General features: G+C 69.3%; 15 protein-coding genes. 11 read left to right on the top strand and 4 right to left on the bottom strand.

The window, feature by feature from the left end; translation table 11 throughout:
* The first annotated feature begins 599 nt into the window (after positions 1–599).
* Together ABZ876_RS26505 and ABZ876_RS26500 are read left to right on the top strand one after the other, a co-directional pair.
* Positions 600–2126, top strand: a complete 1527-nt coding sequence (locus ABZ876_RS26505; protein ID WP_361786091.1) for an RNA polymerase sigma factor — start codon at positions 600–602, stop codon at positions 2124–2126.
* Between the two features lie 139 nt (positions 2127–2265).
* Entirely contained in the window at positions 2266–3084 is an 819-nt protein-coding gene (locus ABZ876_RS26500; protein ID WP_361786088.1) for a serine protease, read from the top strand.
* Between the two features lie 225 nt (positions 3085–3309).
* Here the strand turns inward: ABZ876_RS26500 and ABZ876_RS26495 are convergent, their stop codons facing one another.
* Positions 3310–3540 carry a hypothetical protein gene (locus ABZ876_RS26495; protein WP_361786085.1) on the bottom strand — a complete coding sequence of 77 codons (231 nt, stop codon included), beginning with the start codon at positions 3538–3540 and terminating at the stop codon, positions 3310–3312.
* Positions 3541–3982: 442 nt separating this feature from the next.
* Here ABZ876_RS26495 and ABZ876_RS26490 point away from each other — a divergent pair, with 442 nt between their 5' ends.
* The 6 genes from ABZ876_RS26490 (at position 3983) to ABZ876_RS26465 (ending at position 10949) form a co-directional block, all read left to right on the top strand.
* Complete coding sequence (locus ABZ876_RS26490) at positions 3983–6106, top strand: DNA topoisomerase IV subunit B (protein ID WP_361786082.1); 2124 nt, start codon at positions 3983–3985, stop codon at positions 6104–6106.
* A gap of 262 nt (positions 6107–6368) precedes the next feature.
* On the top strand, positions 6369–6893 hold the full coding sequence (locus ABZ876_RS26485) for a DUF1453 domain-containing protein (protein WP_361786079.1): 525 nt from the start codon (positions 6369–6371) through the stop codon (positions 6891–6893).
* A complete protein-coding gene (locus tag ABZ876_RS26480) occupies positions 6890–8041 on the top strand; it encodes a histidine kinase (protein WP_361786076.1) in 1152 nt (383 codons plus the stop codon). The genes ABZ876_RS26485 and ABZ876_RS26480 overlap by 4 nt, the downstream gene beginning before the upstream one ends.
* On the top strand, positions 8038–8727 hold the full coding sequence (locus ABZ876_RS26475; RefSeq protein WP_361786073.1) for a response regulator transcription factor: 690 nt from the start codon (positions 8038–8040) through the stop codon (positions 8725–8727). The genes ABZ876_RS26480 and ABZ876_RS26475 overlap by 4 nt, the downstream gene beginning before the upstream one ends.
* Before the next feature lie 69 nt (positions 8728–8796).
* Complete coding sequence (locus ABZ876_RS26470) at positions 8797–9360, top strand: DUF485 domain-containing protein (RefSeq protein WP_361786070.1); 564 nt, start codon at positions 8797–8799, stop codon at positions 9358–9360.
* Entirely contained in the window at positions 9357–10949 is a 1593-nt protein-coding gene (locus tag ABZ876_RS26465; RefSeq protein ID WP_361786067.1) for a cation acetate symporter, read from the top strand. Before ABZ876_RS26470 ends, ABZ876_RS26465 begins: the two co-directional genes overlap by 4 nt.
* Before the next feature lie 185 nt (positions 10950–11134).
* Here ABZ876_RS26465 and ABZ876_RS26460 read toward each other — a convergent pair whose 3' ends face one another.
* The gene (locus ABZ876_RS26460) at positions 11135–11827 is read right to left on the bottom strand and encodes a response regulator (protein ID WP_361786065.1); all 693 of its coding nucleotides are present in this window, start codon (positions 11825–11827) and stop codon (positions 11135–11137) included.
* Between the two features lie 160 nt (positions 11828–11987).
* Between ABZ876_RS26460 and ABZ876_RS26455 the strand changes: the two genes are divergently transcribed.
* The 3 genes from ABZ876_RS26455 (at position 11988) to ABZ876_RS26445 (ending at position 14808) form a co-directional block, all read left to right on the top strand.
* Positions 11988–12803 (top strand): ABC transporter ATP-binding protein, encoded by an 816-nt coding sequence (locus ABZ876_RS26455; RefSeq protein WP_361786062.1) that lies wholly within the window; start codon positions 11988–11990, stop codon positions 12801–12803.
* A complete protein-coding gene (locus ABZ876_RS26450) occupies positions 12793–13656 on the top strand; it encodes an ABC transporter permease (protein ID WP_361786059.1) in 864 nt (287 codons plus the stop codon). The genes ABZ876_RS26455 and ABZ876_RS26450 overlap by 11 nt, the downstream gene beginning before the upstream one ends.
* Before the next feature lie 90 nt (positions 13657–13746).
* A complete protein-coding gene (locus ABZ876_RS26445; RefSeq protein WP_361786056.1) occupies positions 13747–14808 on the top strand; it encodes an ABC transporter substrate-binding protein in 1062 nt (353 codons plus the stop codon).
* 15 nt (positions 14809–14823) lie between these two features.
* On the opposite strand, the gene ABZ876_RS26440 is transcribed toward ABZ876_RS26445, so the two are convergent.
* Both ABZ876_RS26440 and ABZ876_RS26435 read right to left on the bottom strand, forming a co-directional pair.
* Entirely contained in the window at positions 14824–15513 is a 690-nt protein-coding gene (locus tag ABZ876_RS26440; RefSeq protein ID WP_361786053.1) for a response regulator, read from the bottom strand.
* Positions 15510–17243, bottom strand: a complete 1734-nt coding sequence (locus tag ABZ876_RS26435; protein ID WP_361786050.1) for a sensor histidine kinase — start codon at positions 17241–17243, stop codon at positions 15510–15512. Before ABZ876_RS26435 ends, ABZ876_RS26440 begins: the two co-directional genes overlap by 4 nt.
* Positions 17244–17268: the final 25 nt, after the last annotated feature.

Below are 17268 nucleotides of genomic sequence, written 5' to 3'. Positions count from 1 at the left end.
TGGCCCCGCCGTGGACGGGCGCCGAGCCCCCGCCGTCGGGCTCCGTCGGATCCTCCCGGGACCCGGCGGAGCCCGACGGAGACCGGTGGCGACGGCGGAGCCCGGCGGAGACCGGCGGCGAGACCGCCGGTATCGCCCGGTCCGGCCCCGCCAAGCGCTGGCGGACGTCCGCTGTCGACCGCAGCTGCGGCCCGCTGCCGACCGCAGCTGTCGGCTGCCGTGGGTGCTCTCGGCCGTCGGACTCCCGCCATCAGTCATGGACTTGGCTGCCCAGGGCAATCAATTCGCGGTGATCGTGCGGAGAGTCGCGCAGTCCGGGTGCCACTCAGGGCGCCGGTCGACCACTTATGCCCACATTTGGGCGTTTATGATCGGTTACGGGGTGTGACTCGGGCCACGCAGATTGGGCGTAACACTCTTCGGAACTGCGCGATGACCTAAGAGGTGACAGTCGAGGAGGGAATACGGACGCCGTTCACGGCGCTGTGCATCCTCCCGGCCCCCGCCCGCACCGTCGGCCCATCCCCAAGCCGGCGGTCGGCTCCTGTCCGCCGTGGACGGGGCCGGAAGCCGTTTTCCAACGTTCCGAGAGGTTGTTCGTGTCGGCCAGCACATCCCGTACGCTCCCGCCGGAGATCGCCGAGTCCGTCTCTGTCATGGCTCTTATTGAGCGGGGAAAGGCTGAGGGGCAGATCGCCGGCGACGATGTGCGTCGGGCCTTCGAAGCTGACCAGATTCCGGCCACTCAGTGGAAGAACGTACTGCGCAGCCTCAACCAGATCCTCGAGGAAGAGGGTGTGACGCTGATGGTCAGTGCCGCAGAGCCCAAGCGCACCCGTAAGAGCGTCGCAGCGAAGAGTCCTGCCAAGCGCACGGCCACCAAGACCGTCGCGGCGAAGGCGGTGACCACCAAGAAGACCGCCGCTCCTGCCGCTCCGGCCGCACCGGTCGCCGACGACCCGGCTGAGGACGCGCCCGTCAAGAAGGCCGCTGCCAAGAAGACGGCCGCCAAGAAGACCGTGGCGAAGAAGGCCGTCGCCAAGAAGACGGTGGCCAAGAAGACGGCCGCCAAGAAGGACGACGTCGAACTGCTCGAGGAGGACGTTCTCGAGGAGGCCAAGGGCGGCGAAGAGCCCGAGGGTGCCGAGAGCGCCGGTTTCGTGCTCTCGGACGAGGACGAGGACGACGCGCCCGCGCAGCAGGTCGCCGCGGCCGGCGCCACCGCCGACCCGGTCAAGGACTACCTCAAGCAGATCGGCAAGGTCCCCCTGCTCAACGCCGAGCAGGAGGTGGAGCTCGCCAAGCGCATCGAGGCGGGTCTGTTCGCCGAGGACAAGCTGGCCAACGCCGACAAGCTCGCCCCCAAGCTCAAGCGTGAGCTGGAGATCATCGCCGAGGACGGCCGCCGCGCCAAGAACCACCTCCTCGAGGCCAACCTCCGTCTGGTGGTCTCCCTGGCCAAGCGCTACACCGGCCGCGGCATGCTCTTCCTGGACCTCATCCAGGAGGGCAACCTCGGTCTGATCCGCGCGGTGGAGAAGTTCGACTACACCAAGGGTTACAAGTTCTCCACGTACGCCACCTGGTGGATCCGCCAGGCGATCACCCGCGCGATGGCCGACCAGGCCCGCACCATCCGTATCCCGGTGCACATGGTCGAGGTCATCAACAAGCTCGCCCGTGTGCAGCGTCAGATGCTCCAGGACCTGGGCCGCGAGCCCACCCCGGAGGAGCTGGCCAAGGAGCTCGACATGACCCCGGAGAAGGTCATCGAGGTCCAGAAGTACGGCCGCGAGCCCATCTCCCTGCACACCCCGCTGGGTGAGGACGGTGACAGCGAGTTCGGTGACCTCATCGAGGACTCCGAGGCGGTCGTCCCGGCCGACGCGGTCAGCTTCACGCTCCTCCAGGAGCAGCTGCACTCCGTGCTCGACACTCTGTCCGAGCGTGAGGCGGGTGTCGTCTCGATGCGCTTCGGTCTCACCGATGGTCAGCCGAAGACCCTCGACGAGATCGGCAAGGTGTACGGCGTCACCCGTGAGCGCATCCGCCAGATCGAGTCCAAGACGATGTCGAAGCTGCGTCACCCGTCGCGCTCCCAGGTGCTGCGCGACTACCTCGACTAGGCCTCTACCTCGACCAGGCCGTGCCCGACAGCGACGAGGGGCTGGTTTCCTTGGGGAAACCGGCCCCTTTGCGTATGCGCGATCCGGCGAACTGGATCACTGTGGGTGTTCTATCGACACTACACAGTGAGGAGTGCATATGCGTCGCCACTTCGCCCGAGCACTGGTCCTGTCAGCCGCAGCAGCCTTGATACCGCTGGGATCCCCGGCGCCTGCCATGGCGGACAGCGTCGTCGTCGGAGGCTTTCCGGTGGATATCTCACAGAGTCCGTGGACCGTCGCCGTCTCCAGCCGTGACCGGTTCGGGGGTACGCGGGCCGGGCAGTTCTGCGGAGGTGTGGCGGTGAGCCGGTCGACGGTTCTGACCGCGGCCCACTGTATGAGTGCGGCGGTCCTCGGCGCACCACCGGGACAATTGCGGGATCTCAGAGTCATCGCCGGGCGCACGGACCTTCTGTCCGGGCAGGGCTCGGAGATCCCGGTGCACTCCACCTGGGTCAATCCCCGGTACAACGAAAACACCAATGCCGGGGACTTCGCCGTGCTCACCCTCGCCTCCCCGCTTCCGGCGGGCTCGGTGATCGCAATGGCGGCAGCCGGTGATCCCGCCTACGCACCGGGCACGACAGCGACGGTGTACGGCTGGGGTGATGTGACCGGGGGCGGCGACTACGCGCACAGTCTGCGGGCCGCGAACCTTCAGGTGCTTCCGGATACGACCTGCGCACGGGCCTACCCCGGCGATGCGGACGGGAAGTACGACGCAGGCTCGATGCTGTGCGCCGGAGAGCCCAATGGCGGGCACGACGCCTGCCAGGGGGACAGCGGGGGCCCTCTCGTCGCCAAGGGGCACCTGATCGGCCTGGTGTCATGGGGCAACGGCTGCGGGCGGGCCGGGAGCCCCGGGGTCTATACGCGGGTCTCCGAGGTCGTCAGGGCCCTGGGTGGCATCCGCTGAGCAGGGCGATCCGGCTGCCGGAGACGTCGTGGTGTGTGCGGTTGCCATGCGGGCTGCACCGAGCCGCCTCGTGCGTGCGGTGGGCCGCGCCGGACGAGTGCACCCGGCGGTGCCACGGGGATGCCGACGCGAACGCGCCGGTAGTAGTACGGGCGGCCATCCCGAGTGATCGGGATGGCCGCCCGTACACCGGCCTCGGCGCCGGCTCGTCGTGGACGCGAGGCGTCAGCGTTCCTCGGCGGAGGCGCTCGCCGGAACGGAGGTGAGCCGCTCCGTCTCGTCCTGTATCTCAGCGGCGATCTTCTTGAGTTCCGGCTCGAACTTGCGACCGTGGTGGGCGCAGAAGAGCAGTTCTCCGCCGCTCAGGAGGACGACACGCACGTACGCCTGGGCGCCGCAGCGGTCGCAGCGGTCAGCGGCCGTCAGCGGGCTCGCGGGGGTCAGAACAGTAGTCACGTCGCCTCTTCTCTAGCTCCACGAGCTGTCGTACCAGGGTCAACATCCAACCAGGCCGAAAACGTTCCCGCTCGCGGCTTTTCCTCGAAAATTTCTTTCCGGGCCGGCTGTCTGTTGCCGGTTTGGCGGCGAATGTGCCGTATTGCGTGTTTGTCTCGTACGGATTCGCGCTGTCTGTCGATTGTCTCGTCCTCCCGGCGGGGTTGCCGGTTGTTCATGAGGACGTGCCCGGAGCCTAAATGGTTCATGCGTCGAAGGGAACGTGATATGCGCTTCACCTCCCCGTGAGGATCGAACGTCCGTGCGACTGTGGACTAGGGTGGGCTGAGACGAGGGTGGCGTTACAACGGCTCTACCAGGCCTCGGTACCCTCGGACCGGTGAACGAAGCCGGCCCCTTACCCCAATGGGCCCCATCCGAAATTCAGCGAGGAGCGAACCGCGTGACCGCCGAGACGTCCACGCCGTCCACAGCGCTGCTCACCGGAGCAGACCGGGACGGTTCCAACTACACCGCGCGGCACCTGCTCGTCCTCGAAGGCCTCGAGGCCGTACGCAAGCGCCCCGGTATGTACATCGGCTCGACCGACAGCCGCGGTCTGATGCACTGCCTCTGGGAGATCATCGACAACTCCGTCGACGAGGCCCTCGGCGGACACTGCGACCACATCGAGGTGATCCTGCACGACGACGCCTCCGTGGAGGTGCGGGACAACGGGCGAGGCATCCCGGTCGACGTGGAGCCCAAGACCCGCCTGTCCGGTGTCGAGGTCGTGATGACCAAGCTGCACGCGGGCGGCAAGTTCGGCGGCGGCTCGTACGCGGCGTCGGGCGGTCTGCACGGTGTCGGCGCGTCCGTGGTCAACGCGCTGTCCGCGCGCCTGGACGTCGAGGTCGACCGCGCCGGTCACACCCACGCGATCAGCTTCCGGCGCGGTGCGCCGGGTGCCTTCGCGGGTGAGGGCCCGGACGCGAAGTTCGAGGCCAAGAGCGGCCTGCGCAAGACGAAGAAGCTCCCCAAGACCCGCTCCGGCACACGTGTGCGCTACTGGGCCGACCGCCAGATCTTCCTCAAGGACGCCAAGCTCTCCCTGGAGACGCTGCACCAGCGCGCCCGCCAGACCGCGTTCCTCGTGCCCGGCCTGACCATCGTCGTCCGCGACGAGTACGGCCTCGGTGAGGGCGGCAGCAAGGGCGAGGAGTCCTTCCGCTTCGACGGCGGAATCAGCGAGTTCTGCGAGTATCTGGCGAATGACAAGCCGGTGTGCGACGTCCTCCGCTTCTCCGGGCAGGGCACCTTCAAGGAGACCGTCCCCGTCCTGGACGACCACGGCCAGATGACGCCCACCGAGGTCACCCGGGAGCTGGGCGTCGATGTCGCGCTGCGCTGGGGGACCGGGTACGACACGACGCTCAGGTCGTTCGTCAACATCATCGCCACCCCCAAGGGGGGCACCCATGTCGCCGGCTTCGAGCAGGCCGTCACCAAGACGATGAACGAGGTGCTGCGCGCCAAGAAGCTGTTGCGCGTCGCCGAGGACGACATCGTCAAGGACGACGCACTGGAGGGTCTCACCGCGGTCGTCACGGTCCGCCTGGCCGAACCGCAGTTCGAGGGGCAGACCAAGGAGGTCCTCGGCACCTCCGCGGCGCGCCGCATCGTCGCGAACGTGATCTCCAAGGAACTCAAGGGATGGCTGACCTCCACGAAGCGTGACGCGGCCCAGCAGACGCGCTCCGTCCTGGAGAAGGCCGTCGCCGCCGCCCGCACACGCATCGCCGCCCGCCAGCACAAGGACGCCCAGCGCCGCAAGACGGCCCTCGAGTCCTCCTCGCTGCCCGCCAAGCTCGCCGACTGCCGCAGCGACGACGTGGAGCGCAGCGAGCTGTTCATCGTCGAGGGCGACTCCGCGCTCGGCACCGCCAAGCTCGCCCGGAACTCCGAGTTCCAGGCGCTGCTGCCGATCCGCGGCAAGATCCTCAACGTCCAGAAGTCGTCCGTGACGGACATGCTGAAGAACGCCGAGTGCGGCGCCATCATCCAGGTGATAGGAGCCGGATCGGGCCGCACCTTCGATCTGGACGCGGCCCGCTACGGCAAGATCATCATGATGACCGACGCCGACGTGGACGGCTCCCACATCCGGACCCTGCTCCTGACGCTGTTCCACCGCTACATGCGGCCCATGGTCGAGGCCGGCCGGGTGTTCGCCGCGGTGCCGCCGCTGCACCGCATCGAGATCGTCCAGCCGAAGAAGGGCCAGGACAAGTACGTCTACACGTACTCGGACCGCGAGCTGCGCGACAAGCTTCTGGAACTGCAGAGCAAGAACATCCGGTACAAGGACTCCATCCAGCGCTACAAGGGTCTCGGCGAGATGGACGCCGACCAGCTGGCCGAGACGACGATGGACCCGCGCCACCGCACCCTGCGGCGGATCAACCTCTCCGACCTGGAGGCCGCCGAACAGGTATTCGATCTGCTGATGGGCAACGACGTGGCACCGCGCAAGGAGTTCATCTCCGGCTCGGCGGCGACGCTGGACCGGTCGCGTATCGACGCCTAGCCGGCGCACCCGGTGCCTTTCGGACCGGGGCCGGTCATGGGCTGAGCGCAGGTCTCAGCCCATGACCGGCCCCGGGCTGCGCCGCACCTGCTCGTTCCACCGGCGGCAGGCGTCTCTCCACCCCTGGGTGGAGACGCAGGGCATGCCGGATTCCACCCACGGTCCACCCGTGCGCCGATCTGGCGGCCTGCGGAATTCCGTAGCGTCGAAGGCGCCGGCAGCATTCTCCGTCGGCAGCTCCTTTCCGCTCACGGAGGCTGTGATGTCCGCGCTTGTCAACGCGTTGGTGATCGTGGCGGTGGCCGCCCTGGTGATCGTGCGGCAGTTCCGCGCTCGCCGGGTCGACACCGACCGGCGCTGGTGGTTGCTGCCCGTGGGTTTGACCGTCGTGGCGCTGCGCGGGACCGGCATCCTCGATGCCCGTCACCCCGTCGAGTCCGCCCTGCTGCTCGCGGCCGAGCTGCTCATCGGAGTGGCCACCGGGGCCGGCTGGGCTTGGACCACCCGCATATGGGCGGAGGTGGACGGCGCCGTGTGGAGCAGGAGCACCAAGGCGAGCGTGGTCGTCTGGACAGCCGGCATCGCCCTGCGCGTCGCTCTCTTCGCGTGCGGTGCGCTGCTGGGCGTCCACCAGGACAGTTCCGCGCTGCTGCTGGCCCTCGCGGGCACGCTGCTGGTCCGTGCCGGAATCCTGGTCTGGCGTGCGCGGTCCCTCGCTCCCTCGGCCCGTCCTGCCTGGGCCTACGGTGAAGGCATGCCTCGGCCCACCCGGAGGGAGCGCGTATGACGGAGAGCGCGTGGATGCGCTGGCCCTCCCGCGAAGCGCTCGGCCGCGAGGGGATCTCAAAGCCCCGGCGACTGCTCGCCTGGGTCGTGAGGGCGTTGGTGCTCGGCATGCTGTTGTGGGGCGTCTTCAACAGCAGTCACCTCCACGGTTGGGGTGCGGTCGGGGCAGGGGCGGGCCTCCTCGTGACCGCGCTGGTCTCCTGGGCCTTCTTCCGCACCACGCTGGCGCACAGGCTCTGGCCGTCCCTGACGGTCGTCACCGTGCTTCTCGGAGTGGCGGTCGCGGCACAGGCCGCCGGGCTCCGGGTTCCGGCCCTCGTGATCTGGTGCGGTTGCGGCGTCGCGGCCCTGGAACGATTGCCGCTCGCTGCCGCTCTGCCCGTGACCTCGGTCGCCCTCGCCTCGTACTCCGCGGTGGACAACGACGAGTGGCTGACCACCGCCGCCACGGTCATGGGCATTGCACTCGCCGGCTACGTTCTGCGCCTGGACGCCGAGGCCCGTGGCAACGCCCAGCGGCTCCTCGCCCAGGAGCGGGCCGCCCGGGCGGCCGAGGCGGAGTCGGCGGCGCTGGCGGAGCGGGCCCGGATCGCCCGGGAGATCCACGATGTGCTGGCGCACAGCCTCTCGGCGCAGATGGTGCATCTGGAGGCCGCGCGGCTGTTGATCGAGGGCGGAGCCGACCGGGACAAGATCCTTGAACGGGTCGTGGCGGCACGGGGAATGGCCCGGGAGGGACTTGCCGAGACCCGGCAGGCGCTGTCCGCCCTCCGGGGCGAGATGTCCCCGCTCGAGGACTACCTCGGCGAACTCGTCGCCACCGCGAACGGGGCGGACGTCACCGTCTCGGGTGATCGCAGGCTGTTACCCGCCGAGGCCTCGCAGGCGGTCCGCAGGGTCGCTCAGGAGGCACTGACCAACGTCCGCAAGCACGCTCCGGGTGCCAAGGTGCACATCCGGCTGGAGTACACCGAGCACCAAGTGACGCTGGATGTGCGGGACTCCGGCGGATCGCCGGGCGAGTTGACCGGGTCGGGGGCCGGGTACGGTCTCCTGGGCATGCGGGAGCGTGCCGAGCTGCTGGGCGGCTCGCTGGACGCCGGGCCGGGCGAGGAAGGATTCGTGGTGACACTGAAGGTGCCCGTATGACGAAGGAGGAGAGCGGGAAGCCTGCCCGGATCGTGGTGGCGGACGACCAGACGGTGGTGCGCGAGGGCATTGTGATGCTGCTCGGACTGCTTCCCGGGGTCGAAGTCGTCGGTGCCGCCAGGGACGGGGAGGAGGCGGTGAAACTCGTCGCCGAACTCGCCCCGGACGTCGTGCTGATGGACCTGCGCATGCCGCGCTGCGACGGTGTCGAGGCGACCCGCCGCATCCGCGCAGAGTATCCCGGCACCCAGGTGGTGGTGCTCACGACCTTCGCGGACGACGAGTCGCTGTTCCCGGCGTTGAGAGCGGGTGCGCGCGGCTACCTGACCAAGGACGCGGGCGGGGACGAGATCGTGCGGGCCGTTCGGAGCGTGCTGTCCGGGGATGCGGGTCTGTCCCCGGGCATCCAGCGGCGCCTGCTCGAGCGGCTGTCGGAGCCGGAGCCCGAGCCCGAGCCCGCCGCACCCTCCGTGGCGCAGGACGGGCTCACGGTGCGGGAGACGGAAGTGCTCGTGCTGATCGCCGACGGGCTCACCAACCAGGAGATCGCCCGCAGGCTGCACGTCTCCACGGCCACGGTGAAGACACACATCAACAATCTCTTCGCCAAGACGGGTCTCAAGGACCGCGCGCAGGCGGTCCGTTACGCCTTCGCGAGAGGGCTGGCGCGGCCCCCGTCGAGGTGAGTCACCTGATGGGGTGAAGAGCGCGGAGAAGAAGAGTCAGGGATCTTCCCGTTCTGTCCATCCTTGGGCATGACGTCAAGCAATGGCCATTCCCGCAGACGCGGGGGAGGCCCCGAGAGTTCGGTTGAGAAGTACGAAGGACGCGACCCGGCCCCCGCGGCCGTAGGCGCGGACGGCCGGGCGAACTACGACGACCCCTGGTACGACGCGCTCGGTTCCGGCTGGGGCGAACTGGACGGAACGGGCGCCCCCGCTCCAGGCGTGCCGCACACGCGCAGCGAACGGGAAGGAACCGGCCGGGTCGCGGACGTCTATCTGGAAGTTCAACGCAGTGCGGCGTTCCAGGAGGTGCGCCGCAGGTACCGGCGGTTCGTGATCCCGGGGCTCGCGGTCTTCTTCACCTGGTACGTGGGCTATGTCGTGGCGGCGCAGACGGCACCCGGGCTGATGGGCCGGCCGGTGGCGGGATCCGTGAACGTGGCGATGCTCGCCGGGCTCGGGCAGTTCCTGACGACGTTCCTCCTCACCTGGGCCTACGCGCGGCACGCTCGGCTGCGCAGGGACCGGGCCGCCCTCGATCTGCGCTGGGACACTCAGGAGCTCACACGGGGATTCAGGGGTGGAGAGCGGTGACCGGACACCATCAGGCCCTGGCGCTGGTGCTCTTCAGCGTCTTCGTCGCGATCACGCTGGCCATCACGACCTGGGTGAGTCGCCACCGACATGGGTCGGCGGAGGAGTTCTATGCGGGCGGACGGCTGTTCTCGCCCATGGAGAATGGTTTTGCCATCGCGGGCGACTACATGTCGGCGGCCTCCTTCCTGGGTGTCACCGGGCTCATCGCGCTCTTCGGGTACGACGGGATGCTGTACGTGGTGGGCTTCCTGGTGGCCTGGCTCGTGGTGCTTTTCTTCGTCGCCGAACTGGTGCGCAACTGCGGGCGGTTCACGCTCGCGGACGTGATCGCGGCCCGGATGAGAGCGCGGCCGGTGCGGATCGCCGCCGGCATGTCCTCGGTGACGGTCTCCGTGCTGTACCTGGTGGCGCAGATGGTGGGGGCGGGCAGCCTGGTGGCGCTGCTGTTCGGGGGGACGAGCACGGCCGCGCGCGCCTGGACGGTGATCGCCGTCGGCGCGCTCATGGTGATCTATGTGTCGCTGGGCGGGATGCGGGCCACGACCTGGATCCAGATCGTCAAGGCCGTCCTCCTGCTCGGCGGCACGATCGCGCTGACCGCGCTCGTCCTGGTGCGCTTCCACGGAGACTTCGACACGCTGCTGCGCACGGCGGCGGAACGCAGCGGGCACGGTGAGGCGTTTCTCGCGCCAGGCCTGAAGTACGGCGGTAACTGGACCGCGCGGATCGACTTCATCAGCCTGGGCCTGGCACTGGTGCTGGGTACTGCCGGACTGCCGCACATTCTGTCCCGCTTCTACACGGTGCCGACCGCGCGCGCCGCCCGGCGCTCGGTCGTCTGGTCGGTCGGACTCATCGGCGGCTTTTATCTGATGACGATCGTGCTCGGCTTCGGCGCGGCCGCCGTCGTCGGGCCGAACGCCGTGCGGGAGTCCAACGCGGCCGGAAACACGGCGGTGCCGCTGCTGGCGCTGAAGCTGGGCGGCGGGGCGAACTCGACCGGCGGGACGGTCCTGTTCGCCGTGGTCGCCGCGATCGCTTTCGCCACCATCCTCGCGGTCGTCGCCGGGATCACCCTCGCCTCCTCGGCCTCCGTCGCCCACGACCTGTACGCCTCGCTACGGCGGCGGCGGTCCCGGCAACGCAGCGAGGTGGCGGTGGCGCGGGCCGCCGCCGTCGGTATCGGCGGACTCGCGATCGCGCTCGGACTGCTCGCCCGCGACCTCAACGTGGCCTTTCTGGTGGGGCTCGCCTTCGCGGTCTCCGCATCCGCGAACCTGCCGGTCCTGATGTACGCGCTTTTCTGGCGCAGCTTCACGAACAGGGGCGCCGTGTGGGCGGTCTACGGCGGTCTCATGCCCGCGCTGGCACTCGTGGTGCTCTCCCCGGTCGTGTCGGGAAGTCCCGAATCGCTCTTCCCGAGCGTGGACTTCCAGTACTTCCCGCTGCAGAACCCGGGCATCGTCTCCATTCCGCTCGGCTTCCTCGCGGGCTGGCTCGGCACGGTCACCTCGGCGGAACCGGCGGACGAGGCCAAGCACGCCGAGACCGAGGTGCGGTCGCTCACGGGCGCCGGGGCCGTCTGAGAACCCCGGCACCGGGACGGTGGGAGGGTGCCCCCGGCGCCGGGGAGGCGCAGGGCGCCCCCGGTGCCGTACGCGACGAGGCGGGGCCCGTGTCGTGGGCTCCGGCGCCACCTGCGCCCTCCTGCGGAACCCGGCGACGAACCGCCGGGCGGGCCAAGCGGGGGGAGGGCTTCTGGGTCGTGGTCCTACGGCGCCACCCATGTGTACCGGTGTTCCGGCCGTCCGGTGTCGCCGTACCTCAGGGAGAGCCGCAGCCGTCCCGCCTGTTCCAGGTGGCGCAGATAGCGCTGGGCGGTGGAACGGCTGAGCCCCGTCCTGGCGGCCACCTCGTGGGCCGAGAGCGGCTGACCGGCCCGGTGCAGAACGTCGCAGATCAGGTCCGTCGTGGGTTCCGAGTGACCGCTGGGCAGCCTGGGTGACGAGGAGACGGGCGCGGTACGCAGGGCGCCGAAGATGCGGTCGACCTGCTCCTGCCCCGCCACACCCCGGCCGCCGACCCGGTCGACGGTGCGGCGCAGGGCGGCGTACGAGTCCAGGCGGGTGCGCAGGGCCGCGAAGGTGAACGGTTTCACCAGGTAGTGCACTGCGCCCAGACGCATCGCGGTCTGGACGGTCGCCACATCGCCGGCCGCCGTGATCATGATGACGTCGGTGCCGTGCCCGCGTTCGCGCATGCGGTGGACCAGTTCGAGACCCGTCTCGTCGGGCAGGTAGTGGTCGAGCAGGGCCAGGTCGATCGGGGCACGCTCCACGGCGGCCAGCGCCTGGGCGGCGCTGTGCGCGCGGGCGGCGACCCGGAAGCCGGGAACCTTTCCCACGTACTTCGCGTTGATCTCGGCGACGCGGAAGTCGTCGTCCACGACCAGGACGTCAATCATCGGGCCTCTCTCCCTCAAGCCCAGGCGAGCGTTAAGCCCGTGTTTCGGCTCCGCTGTTGTAGCGCGAGCAAAATGAGCACAACAGACTCTTGCAAGCAGAAGACGGGGTTGCGCCCACAAGACTGCTGTTGTGGCACGCACCACACCTACGGTCCGGGGCATGAGCGCAGACACCAGCCCCGCCATCGAGCTACGGGGCGCGAGCAAGACATTCCGGACCCCGTCGGGGGGTCTGCACACGGCCGTCAGGGGCCTGAACCTGACCGTGGAAAGCGGTGAGTTCGTCGCCGTCGTCGGGCCCACAGGATGCGGCAAGTCGACGACCCTGACGCTGGTCAGCGGACTGGAGGAGCCCACCGAGGGCGAGGTCCTGGTAGCGGGCGAGCCGGTCGCCGGCGTCGGGAACAAGGTCGGTTTCGTCTTCCAGCAGGACGCCACATTCCCCTGGCGCACCGTGCTGTCCAATGTGATGGCGGGCCCTCGCTTCCGCGGTGTGCCCAAGGCGGAGGCCAGGGAGAAGGCGCGCGAGTGGCTGGCCCGGGTCGGGCTCGCAGCGTTCGAGGACCGCTACCCGCACCAGCTCTCCGGCGGTCAGCGCAAGCGTGTCGCCCTCGCCGCGACCTTCGTCAACGACCCCGAGATCCTGCTCATGGACGAGCCGTTCTCGGCGCTCGACGTCCAGACCAGGGCCCTGATGTCGGACGAGCTGCTGGAACTGTGGGAGGGCACGGGCGCCTCCGTCGTCTTCGTCACCCACGACCTGGAGGAGTCGATCGCGCTGGCCGACAAGGTCGTGGTGATGACCGCCGGACCAGCGACCGTGAAGCAGGTCTTCGACATCGATCTGCCGCGGCCGCGCAAGGTGGAGTCGGTGCGCCTGGAGCCGCGGTTCATCGAGATCTACCGCGAGATCTGGGAGTCCCTCGGCGAAGAGGTCCGCATCACCCGCGAGAGGGGTGCCGCCCATGTCGCCTGACGTCATCTCCGCACCGGTCACGGTCGGCACGTCCAAGTCCGACCGCGCCCACTCGCGCGCGCGTGCCGCTCGCAAACGCAAAGCCGTCGTCCTGCTGGCACGTGTGCTGCTGCTGGTCGCCGTGCTGGGACTCTGGGAGGCGCTCTCCCGGGCCGAGGTCATCGATCCGTTCAACTTCTCGGCGCCGTCCAAGATCTGGGACCAGATCTACACCTGGACCACCCATGGCACCGCGCTCGGCTCGCTCGGCGAGCAGATCTGGGTCACCCTCCAGGAGGCGCTGCTCGGATGGGTCATCGGTGTGGCGGCCGGCGTGCTCTTCGGTATCGCACTGGGGCGGATCGCCTTCCTCGCCGATGTCCTTGGTCCATACATCAAGGTGCTCAATTCCATCCCCAGGATCGTCCTCGCACCGATCTTCGTGATCTGGTTCGGGCTCGGGCCCTCTTCCAAGGTGGCGTCGGCTGTCGTCCTGGTCTTCTTCCCGGTGTTCTTCAACGCCTTCCAGGGCGCCCGCGAGGTCGACCGCAACCTCGTCGCCAACGCCCGCATCCTGGGCGCCGGCGACCGGCGCGTGACCCTTCAGGTCGTCATCCCGTCGGCCACCTCGTGGATCTTCACCAGCCTCCACGTGAGCTTCGGCTTCGCCCTCATCGGCGCCATCGTCGGCGAGTACATCGGTGCCACCAAGGGCGTCGGTCTGCTCGTCGCCCAGTCCCAGGGCACCTTCAACGCGGCCGGTGTGTACGCCGCGATGGTCATCCTCGCGGTCGTCGCGCTGATGGCGGAGGGGCTGCTCACCTTCGCCGAGCGCCGCATCTTCCGCTGGAAGCCGTCGGACTCCGGGCACTGATCCGCCCTTCCCCCACAGGAGCCGTCGCTCCGTCCCCCGGGACTCCTGTTCCTCCTTCCGCACCGCCATCTCACAAGGACGTGAACCACCATGCGCAAGACCGCCAGAATCGCCGCTCTCGCCGCGGCCGGCCTGCTCGCCGCCACCTCGCTCACCGCCTGCGCCAACGACGCCGCCGGCACCGCCTCCTCCGATTCCGGCAGCAAGGGCGACGGCAAGGGCACAGAGGTCAAGATCATGGTGGGTGGCCTGGACAAGGTCATCTACCTGCCCGCCATGCTGACGCAGCGGCTCGGCTACTTCGACGCCGAGGGCCTCGACGTGGAACTGCTGAGCGAACCGGCCGGCGTTCAGGCCGAGACGGCGCTCGTCTCCGGCCAGGTGCAGGGAGCCGTCGGTTTCTACGATCACACGCTCGATCTGCAGACCAAGGGCAAGCACGTGGAGTCCGTGGTGCAGTTCTCGCACGCGCCCGGTGAGGTGGAGATCGTCTCCGGCAAGAGCGCCAAGGACATCACCTCGCCCAAGGACTTCAAGGGCAAAAAGCTCGGCATCACGGGTCTCGGTTCCTCGACCGACTTCCTCACCAAGTACCTGGCGGTCAAGAACGGCGTGCAGATCAGCGAGTTCAGCCCGGTCGCGGTCGGGGCCGGCCCCACCTTCGTCTCCGCCCTCCAGAAGGGTTCCATCGACGCCGGCATGACCACGGACCCCACCGTCGCCACGGTCCTGCAGAAGAAGCTCGGGCAGGTGCTCGTCGACATGCGGACCCCGCAGGGTTCACAGGACGCGCTCGGCGGGCCGTACCCGTCGTCCAGCCTCTACATGCAGACCGACTGGGTGAACAGCCACAAGGACACGGTTCAGAAGCTGGCCAACGCCTTTGTGAAGACCTTGAAGTGGATGTCCACGCACTCCGCGGACGAGATCGCCGCGAAGATGCCCGCCGACTACTCCCAGGGCGACAAGACGCTCTACGCGAGCGCCATCAAGAGCACGCTGCCGATGTTCACCACCGACGGTGTGATGCCCCAGGACGGACCCCGCACCGTCGAGAAGGTCCTCAAGGCGTTCAACCCCAACATCAAGAACGCCACGATCGACCTCGACAAGACGTACACCACCGAGTTCGTCAAGAAGGCCACCGGCTGACCCTCGGCCGTGCCCTCAGACGCGGGTCGCCCAGACGTAGCGATGCTCCGGGCGGCCCGCGTCGCCGTATTTGAGACTCAGCGTGGCCAGCCCCGTGCGCTCCAGAAGCTTCAGATAGCGCTGGGCGGTCTGGCGGCTCAGTCCGGTCCGATCGGCGATCTCCTGCGCGGACAGCGGCCCCTCGGCGCTCATCAGGGCACGGCGCACGAGGTCCGCCGTGGTGGGGGAGTGCCCCTTGGGAAACGCCGTCCCCGAACCGGCCGACCGGGAGCCGAAGATCCGGTCGACCTGCCTCTGCTCGGCCTCACCACCGCCGTCGAGGGTGCGGCGCAGCTCGGCGTAAGCCTCCAGCTTGGCGCGCAGGCCCGCGAACGCGAACGGCTTGACCAGGTAGTGGAGAACCCCGTGCCGCATCGCGGCCTGGACGGTCTGCACATCACGGGCCGCCGTCACCATGATCACATCGGTGTCGTGACCACGCCGGCGCATCTCCTGGACGACCGCGATCCCCGTGTCGTCGGGCAGGTAGTGGTCCATCAGCACCAGGCCCGGACGGGGCAGCCTGTCCATCCGGCGCAGTGCCTCGGCCGCGCTGTGCGCCTCGGCGGCCACCCGGAAGCCGGGGACCTTCGCCACGTACGCGGCGTTGACCCGCGCGACCCGTGTGTCGTCGTCCACGACCAGTACGTCGATCGGCCGGTTCACCGCGACTCCGCCTCGGGGCCCTGAACAGGGGTCACCATGCCGGATGCGCTGCCCGCGGGCGCCTGTCGCACGGGAACGAGGCCCCGGCGCTCCCCGGCGCCCACCTGCGGCGCCGGGCCGGGCTCCTCGAGCGCCTCCGGCAGGACGACGGTGAACTCCGCACCCCCGCCCTCCGCCTCGTCCACATGGGCACTGCCTCCCTGGCGTTCGGCGAGACGGCGCACCATCGACAGGCCGATCCCGCGTTTGCCGTGGGCCGGGGGCTGCTTGGTCGACCATCCGTCGGTGAAGACCAACTCCCGGTGCTCGGCCGGGATTCCGGGTCCCGTGTCGCGTACCCGGAGGACCGCCGTGCGCCCCTCGGCGCGCAGTTCGACCTCCACGCGTGCGTGCGGAGTGCCCGCGACGGCGTCCAGTGCGTTGTCGACCAGGTTCCCCACGACCGTGACCAGCCCCCTCGGGTCGATCAACCGGTCCGGCAGCAGCGTGCGGTCCGCGATCCACAGGGCCACACCGCGCTCCGCGGCGACCGTGGCCTTGCCCACCAGCAGGGCGGCGAGCAGCGGATCGTGGATCTTCTCCGTGACCTGTTCCGCGGTGGCCCGGCGGTCGCCCACCACCTCGCCGACGAACTCCACGGCGTCGTCGTACATCTCCAGTTCGAGCAGGCCCAGGAGTGTGTGCATCCGGTTGGCGTGCTCGTGGTCCTGTGCGCGCAGGGCGTCGATCAGACCGCGCGTGGAGTCCAGCTCCCGGCCCAGCTGTTCCAGTTCCGTGCGGTCGCGCAGGGTGGCGACGGCGCCGCCGTCCTCGGTGGGCATACGGTTGGCGACCAGGACCCGGTGACCGCGCACGGTGAGCAGATCGGTGCCCGTGACCCGTCCGGCGAGCACATCGGTCGTACGGCCCTGGCCGAGCGCCTCGTCGAGGGACCGGCCGACGACCTCGTCGCCGATGCCCAGCAGCCGTTGTGCCTCGTCGTTGAGGAGCCGCACCCGGCCCTCGGGGTCCAGGGCGACGACGCCCTCCCGGATGCCGTGCAGCATCGCCTCCCGTTCCGCGAGCAGCGCGGAGATGTCGGAGAAGGCGAGATCACGGGTCCGCCGCTGAACCCTGCGCGAGATCACATAGGCGGCCAGTGCGCCGATCGCGAGGGCCGCGCCCGCGTACGCGAACAATCCCGGTATCGCGTGGATCAGCCGGGCCCGCACGCTGTTGTACTCGATGCCTACGGAGACCGCGCCGATGATCCTGCCGTGCGCGTCCCGCAGCGGCACCTTGCCACGGGCCGAACGCCCCAGGGTGCCGCTGTCGATCTCCATGACCTCCTTGCCGGCCAGGGCCTCCCTCGGATCGGTCGAGACCGGCTTGCCGATCCGCGAGGGGTCCCGGTGCGACCAGCGCACGTGCCGCATGTTCATCACCACGACGTACTCGGCCCCGCTGGCCTTGCGGATGCGTTCCGCCTCGGCCTGCACGGGCCCGTCGGGGGACGGCCGTGTCGACTGAAGGTCCCTGGCGATCTGTGGCTGGGCCGCCGTGGACTGCGCGATCGCCAGGGCCTGGCGCATCGCCTGGTCGTCCAGCATGTGACCGAGCGGGGCCAGGAACAGCCCGGTCGCGAGCACGGCGACGCCCGCGGCGATCGCCACCTGCATGAGCAGGAGCTGCGAGAACATCCGCCGCGGCAGGCCGAGGCGCAGCCGTCGCGCAGGGGGAGAGGGGCTCATGCGTACGACGGTACGGGCACGGGCG

This window comes from Streptomyces sp. NPDC046931, from assembly GCF_040644655.1.
Classification (GTDB): domain Bacteria; phylum Actinomycetota; class Actinomycetes; order Streptomycetales; family Streptomycetaceae; genus Streptomyces.
This window is presented reverse-complemented; position numbering and strand designations above follow the sequence as displayed.